5 protein-coding genes are annotated in these 7,041 nt (G+C 63.0%); 3 read left to right on the forward strand and 2 right to left on the reverse strand.

Translation table 11 applies throughout. The features are described from left to right. Together AYR66_RS05760 and AYR66_RS05765 are read right to left on the reverse strand one after the other, a co-directional pair. Positions 1-688, reverse strand: a 688-nt coding sequence (locus AYR66_RS05760) for a DNA-processing protein DprA (protein WP_206047072.1), incomplete at its 3' end; no start/stop codon positions are given. Between the two features lie 11 nt (positions 689-699). Continuing rightward, complete coding sequence (locus AYR66_RS05765) at positions 700-1,836, reverse strand: LysM peptidoglycan-binding domain-containing protein (protein WP_088706731.1); 1,137 nt, start codon at positions 1,834-1,836, stop codon at positions 700-702. A 178-nt stretch (positions 1,837-2,014) separates the two neighbouring features. Here AYR66_RS05765 and def point away from each other — a divergent pair, with 178 nt between their 5' ends. The 3 genes from def to metH all read left to right on the forward strand — a co-directional run. Further along, on the forward strand, positions 2,015-2,548 hold the full coding sequence (gene def / locus AYR66_RS05770; protein ID WP_088706732.1) for a peptide deformylase: 534 nt from the start codon (positions 2,015-2,017) through the stop codon (positions 2,546-2,548). Between the two features lie 43 nt (positions 2,549-2,591). After that, positions 2,592-3,545, forward strand: a complete 954-nt coding sequence (gene fmt, locus AYR66_RS05775) for a methionyl-tRNA formyltransferase (RefSeq protein WP_088706733.1) — start codon at positions 2,592-2,594, stop codon at positions 3,543-3,545. Between the two features lie 226 nt (positions 3,546-3,771). Then, positions 3,772-7,041: methionine synthase (metH, locus tag AYR66_RS05780; RefSeq protein ID WP_088709624.1), on the forward strand; the 3,270-nt coding region annotated here is incomplete at its 3' end.

The following is a 7,041-nucleotide window of genomic DNA, read 5'->3' on the forward strand; positions in this document are numbered from 1 at the left end:
ACAGGCCCGAGATGATGCGGTTGCGACGCGGGAAATTGGACGCAAGCACGCCCATGCCAAGCGGGTATTCGCTGAGGATGCAGCCGCTCTCGGCGATGCGATGTGCGAGCGTGCGGTTGCGCGCCGGGTAGACGATATCGGCACCGGTGCCGATCACGGCGACAGTCGAGCCCGGTCCACGCAATCCGCCTGTATGCGCGGCAGTGTCGATGCCCAGTGCCAGTCCTGAAATGATGGTGAGCCCGGCTTCGCTCAGCACGCCCGAGAATTGTTCGGCATTGACCATGCCCTGCGTCGTCGCGTTGCGGCTGCCGACCACGGCGAGCGAGGGGCGCACGAGCAGGTCCAGGTTGCCCTTCGCGTAAAGCACGGATGGCGGATCGGCAATCTCGAGCAGTGATCGGGGATAGCGCTCGTCCGCGAACGTAAGCACATAGTTGCCGGGTTGCGCCGCCCATTCGAGCGTCTTGTCGATTTGCGCACGGATGTCGTCAGGCATGGGCGCGGCAAGCGCGCGGGCGATGCGGTCAGGGACGATTTGGAGGAGGGCGGACAGGTCGGCGCCGAAGATGTTTTCCGGCAGGCCGAAGGCGGCGAGCAGCCTGCGCGCCGTTTCAACACCGACGCCGGGAGTGCGCTCCAGCCTGATCCATTGCGCAAGGTCTTGCGCCCATGCGGTTTGCGTCATGCGGCCGAGGTTTATTCCGGGGACTTGGCGACGTCGCCCACCTGAACGGTATCGGTCACCTGCATGACGAGCCCATATGAAATGGAATCGAACACGCGGAACACGAACAGGCTGCCGTATTGGTTGTCCGGCAACTTGACCTGCGGGCGTCCCCACGGGCCGAATGTCCACATGGAACCCTTGTCGGTGCGGTCGGTGATGACCGGGCCATAACGGTAGAGCTCCAGCACCGTGCCCATGTCGAGACCATCCTTGCGGCCACGGTTGATGGCGACGATCTGGTTCTGGCCTGCCTGCGACACACCTCCATAAACCGACACGATGCGGCCGGCGACATCTTTCTCGGGCGGGTGCGGCACGTAATTGAGTATGGGCGTGGGCGGCACCGGCAGCAGGCGGTCGCCGACGCCCATCTCCTGCTTCACGTTGACGACGTTGAAGACATGGGCTTCGTCCGGGGCGCGGGCGGGGCGTTCCAGCTTGATCGTGCCGAGGTAAGCGGCTTCGTAGCCGATCACTTCATTCGTATCGGGATCGCGCAGAGGCGTGCCGGGGCGGAACACCTGGAACGAGGTGCCGGAATTGATCGCGCCGCGCACGTAAGCCTTGTCATTCTTGCCAAGCATGACGCGCGATTCCGTTGTCGCGACGATGCGCGGTGCGTCGTTCAATTCGCCTTCGCCGACAACCAGTGGTTGCGACAGGAAGGGTTCGATGACATTCGACGGGATGGCCGGGACGGCATCCTGGCCTAGGCCTTCGGTGCGCAGCTGCGGCGACAGCTTGACGGTCTGCGTGCCGCGGCCGTCCGGCGATCCGTTGCCGCCGACCGGTTTGCCGAGGCGCAGGCGGCCCGCGGCGCGGTCGAAATAGACGATCTGGCCAGGATAGATCAGGTGCGGATTGCGGATCTCTTCCTTGTTCATGCCCCAGACCTGAGGCCAGCACCATGCATTCTTCAGAAAACGGCCGGAAATGTCCCAAAGAGTATCGCCGCGCACGACGGTGTGCTGGTCCGGCGCATTGGGCAGGAAGGCACAGCGCGGATTGTTCGTCGCTTCTTCGCCCGCCGCGAATGCGCTTCCGTATGCGGATGCGAGCGCAAGCGTCAGCACGGTGGCGAGGGCGGCTGTGCTAAACTTTTTCATAGTCAGTCCGGTAGATGTGGCACAAATCAACGACTATTCCGACTGCCACTGTGTGTTGCCGGCATGGCAAATCTTGCCTGGCGAAACTTGTCAAATTGAATCAAATTCTGCACATAAATCCTTGAACTAGCAAGAGAAACGACGCTCCTAGTTCGTGCAGCTGTTGCGCAAAAGCCGTATGTCCATACTCAATATTCTTCGCTATCCAGACCCGCGCCTGCACAAGGTCGCCAAGCCGGTGGCCGTGTTCGACGAGCGCCTGAAAAAGCTCGCTGCCGACATGGCAGAAACCATGTACGACGCGCCCGGCGTCGGCTTGGCCGCGACCCAGGTCGATGTCCACGAACAGCTGATCGTGATCGACGTCTCCGAAACCCATGACCAGCTGCAGGTATTCATCAATCCCGAGATCGTCTGGGAGAGCGAGGAGCGCCAGGTGTACGACGAAGGCTGCCTGTCGGTGCCCGGTATCTACGACGGCGTGGAGCGTCCGGCCAAGGTCAGGGCACGTGCCTTTGACCTCGAGGGCAAGCAGTTCGAAGTCGAGGCGGACGGCCTGCTCGCGGTCTGTATCCAGCACGAGATGGACCACCTGAAGGGCAAGGTGTTCGTCGAATACCTGTCGCCGCTCAAGCGCAACCGCATCAAGACCAAGCTCCTGAAGGAAGAGCGCGAGCTGGCCAAGCAGCGCAAGACCGCCGACGCGCGATGATCCGGGCGCCTTCCCGGCGCGCGCCACAACAAGACCAAGAATCATGAGAATCGTCTTTGCCGGTACGCCGGAATTTGCCGCTGTCGCCCTCAAGTCACTGCATGAAGCAGGCTTCGAGATTCCCCTCGTGCTGACGCAGCCGGACCGCCCGGCGGGACGCGGCATGCAGCTGCAGGCTTCTCCCGTCAAGCAGTTCGCCGTCGCGCACGGCATACCCGTCGCGCAGCCGGTGTCGCTGCGGCTGAACGGCAAGTATCCCGACGTGGCCGAAGAGGCACACGCGTTGCTGCGCGCGACGCCCCACGATGTGATGGTGGTCGCCGCCTACGGGCTGATCCTGCCGCGCAGCGTCCTCGACATTCCCCGGCTCGGCTGCATCAACATCCATGCGTCGCTGCTGCCGCGCTGGCGCGGCGCCGCGCCGATCCACCGCGCGATTGAATCCGGTGACGCCGAGACCGGCGTCACCATCATGCAGATGGAAGAGGGGCTGGATACCGGCCCGATGATGCTGATGGAACGCCTGCCGATTGCCGCATCCGATACCACCGCATCGCTGCACGACAAGCTGGCTGACCTCGGCGGCCGCATGATCGTCGATGCCTTGCGCAGGCTGGAGCAGAACGGGCTGGCCGCCACGCCTCAGCCTGAAGAGGGCGTCACCTACGCCGCCAAGATCGCGAAGGAAGAAGCCGCGCTCGACCTGTCAGCGCCGGCCGAGGTGATCGGGCGCAAGGTCCGCGCCTTCAATCCCTTCCCCGGCGCGACTGCCGTGTTCAATGGCGTGCCGGTCAAGTTCTGGCGCGCGGAGCCGGTAGCCGGCGCGGGACCGGCCGAACCCGGCAAGGTGCTGGCCGCTTCCGCGCAGGATGGCGTGGTGGTCGCCTGCGGGCAGGGTGCGCTGCGCGTGCTGGAATTGCAGAAACCAGGCGGCAAGCGCCTGCCGACGGCTGAATTCCTCAAGGGTTTTCCGCTGGAAGGCGGCCGCTTCGAATAGGTGCGCAGGGGCGGAATTGTACGGAAATGCAACTTTCTCAAAAATGCGCATTTCTTAACCGCCCCGGTGATTTCCCGTATAATTTTTGTTGCGCCGATTTGATTGAACAAGTCAAACCAGCTTGCGGGCGCCAGGGTGCTTAGTCCCATTACCAAATTCAGCTAAAGCGGAGATCAAACCCGGTCCTGCTTTGCTGGCCGGGTTTTTTGCTTTTAGAGAGTCCAACATGAAACGCGACGCCGTCTCTGCTACCGAAGCGCAATTGCGCGATCTGCTGTCCCAACGCATCCTCATCCTCGACGGTGCGACGGGCACCATGATCCAGCAATACAAGCTCACGGAAGAGGATTACCGCGGCACGCGTTTCGCCGACTTCCAGGTGCCGGGCAAGGAACTCTTCATCAAGGGCAACAATGACCTGCTCGTGCTGACCCAGCCGCAGATCATCAGCGAGATCCACGAAAAGTATCTCGCCGCCGGCGCCGACATCATCGAGACCAATACCTTCGGCGCGACCAGCGTGGCGCAGGACGACTACCACATGGGCCATCTCGCCTACGAGATGAACGTGGCGGCAGCGAAACTGGCGCGTGCGGCCTGCGACAAGTATTCGACCCCGGACAAGCCGCGCTTCGCCGCCGGCGCTGTCGGCCCGACGCCGAAGACGGCATCGATTTCCCCCGACGTCAACGACCCGGGGGCGCGCAACGTCACCTTCGACCAGCTGGTCGCGGCCTACCACGAACAGGTGCGCGGCCTGGTCGACGGCGGATCCGACATCTTGCTGGTCGAAACCATTTTCGACACGCTCAACTGCAAGGCGGCGCTGTTCGCAATTGACACCTATTTCGAGGAATCCGGCAAGCGCCTGCCGATCATGATTTCCGGTACCGTCACCGACGCCTCCGGCCGCATCCTGTCCGGCCAGACCGTGCCTGCGTTCTGGCACTCGGTGCGCCATGCGAAGCCGCTGACCATCGGCCTGAACTGCGCGCTCGGCGCCGCGGTGATGCGTCCGTATGCGGAAGAACTGTCCAAGATCGCCGACACCTTCGTCTGCATCTACCCGAACGCCGGCCTGCCCAACCCGATGGCCGATACCGGTTTCGACGAGACGCCGGACGTCACCTCGTCGCTGCTGAAGGAATTCGCCCAGAGCGGCTTCGTCAACGTCGCCGGCGGCTGCTGCGGCACCACGCCCGACCACATCCGCGCAATCGCCGCCGAGCTGAAGAGCGTCGCGCCGCGCAAGGTGCCCGAGACTGACCACCGCATGAAGCTGTCCGGTCTCGAGCCATTCATCATCGACGACCAATCGCTGTTCGTGAACGTCGGCGAGCGCACCAACGTGACCGGCTCCAAGGCATTTGCGCGCATGATCCTGAACGAGCAGTACGACGAGGCGCTGTCGGTCGCGCGCCAGCAGGTCGAGAACGGCGCGCAGGTCATCGACGTCAACATGGACGAGGCGATGCTCGATTCCGTCGCTGCGATGACGCGCTTCCTCAACCTGATCGCGTCCGAGCCGGACATCGCGCGCGTGCCCATCATGATCGACTCGTCGAAGTGGTCGGTGATCGAGGCGGGCCTGAAGTGCGTGCAGGGCAAGGCGGTAGTGAACTCGATTTCGATGAAGGAAGGCGAGGAAGAATTCCTGCGCCAGGCGACACTGTGCCGCCGCTATGGCGCCGCGGTCATCGTGATGGCCTTCGACGAGAAGGGGCAGGCTGACACCTTCGAACGCAAGATCGAGATCTGCGGACGTGCGTACAAGCTGCTGACCGAACAGGTCGGCTTCCCACCGGAAGACATCATCTTCGACCCGAACATCTTCGCGATCGCGACCGGCATCGAGGAGCATAACAACTATGCGGTGGACTTCATCAACGCCACCCGCTGGATCAAGGAAAACCTGCCGCACGCGAAGATCAGCGGCGGCGTGTCGAACGTCAGCTTCTCCTTCCGCGGCAACGACCCGGCACGCGAGGCGATCCACACCGTCTTCCTGTACCACGCGATCAAGGCCGGCCTCACGATGGGCATCGTGAATGCGGGCATGGTCGGCGTGTATGACGACCTCGATCCCGAACTGCGCGAGCGCGTCGAGGACGTGGTGCTCAACCGCCGCGAGGATGCGACCGAGCGCATGATCGAATTCGCCGCCACGCTGAAGGCTGGCGCGAAGAAGGAAGAGCAAAGCCTCGAATGGCGCAGCGAGCCGGTCGAGAAGCGTCTCGCGCATGCGCTGGTGCACGGCATCACGCAGTGGATCGTCGAAGACACCGAAGAGATGCGCGTCAAGACGCTGGAAGCCGGCGGCCGGCCGATCAATGTGATCGAAGGCCCGCTGATGGATGGCATGAACATCGTCGGCGACCTGTTCGGCCAGGGCAAGATGTTCCTGCCGCAGGTGGTGAAGTCGGCACGCGTGATGAAGCAGGCGGTCGCGCACCTGATTCCGTATATCGAGGAAGAGAAGCGCCTCGAAGAACAGCGCACCGGCATCGCGGCCAAGCCGAAGGGCAAGATCGTGATCGCCACCGTGAAGGGCGACGTGCACGACATCGGCAAGAACATCGTGTCGGTGGTCCTCCAGTGCAACAACTTCGAAGTGGTGAACATGGGCGTGATGGTGCCGTGTTCCGAAATCCTGGCGAAGGCGAAGGCAGAGAATGCCGACATCATCGGCTTGTCCGGCCTGATCACGCCTTCGCTGGAAGAGATGGCTTACGTCGCGAAGGAAATGCAGCGCGACCCGCACTTCCGCATGCTGAAGATTCCGCTGCTGATCGGCGGCGCCACCACCAGCCGCGCGCATACCGCGGTAAAGATTGCGCCGAACTATGAAGGCCCGGTGGTCTACGTGGCGGATGCGTCGCGTTCGGTGTCGGTCGCGCAATCGCTGCTGACGCAGGAGCAGCGCGACCAGTACATCGAAGACATCAAGAGCGACTACGAGCGCATCCGCGAGCAGCATGCGAACAAGAAGACGACACCGCTGGTGACGCTGGCCGAGGCGCGCGCGAACAAGGCGAAGCTGGACTTTGCGCCGGTGAAGCCGAAGTTCATCGGCCGCCGCGTGTTCAAGAACTATGACCTGGCAACACTGGCCCAGTACATCGACTGGGGCCCGTTCTTCCAGACGTGGGACCTGGCCGGTCCGTTCCCCGCGATCCTGAAGGATGCGGTGGTCGGCGAGCAAGCCAGCAAGGTCTACGAAGAAGGCCAGGCGATGCTGAAGAAGCTGATCGAAGGCCGCTGGCTGACCGCAAACGGCGTGATCGCGCTGCTGCCCGCCAACACGGTCAACGACGACGACATCGAGATCTACACCGACGAGACGCGCAGCAAGGTGGCGTTCACCTACTATGGCGTGCGCCAGCAGACGGCCAAGCCGGTGATCGATGGTGTCGCGCGCCCGAACCAGTGCCTCGCCGATTTCATCGCGCCGAAATCATCGGGCGTCGCCGATTACATTGGCCTGTTCGCGGTTACC

The organism is Noviherbaspirillum denitrificans (genome assembly GCF_002211445.1).
In the GTDB taxonomy this organism is placed as follows: Bacteria; Pseudomonadota; Gammaproteobacteria; order Burkholderiales; family Burkholderiaceae_D; genus Noviherbaspirillum; species Noviherbaspirillum denitrificans.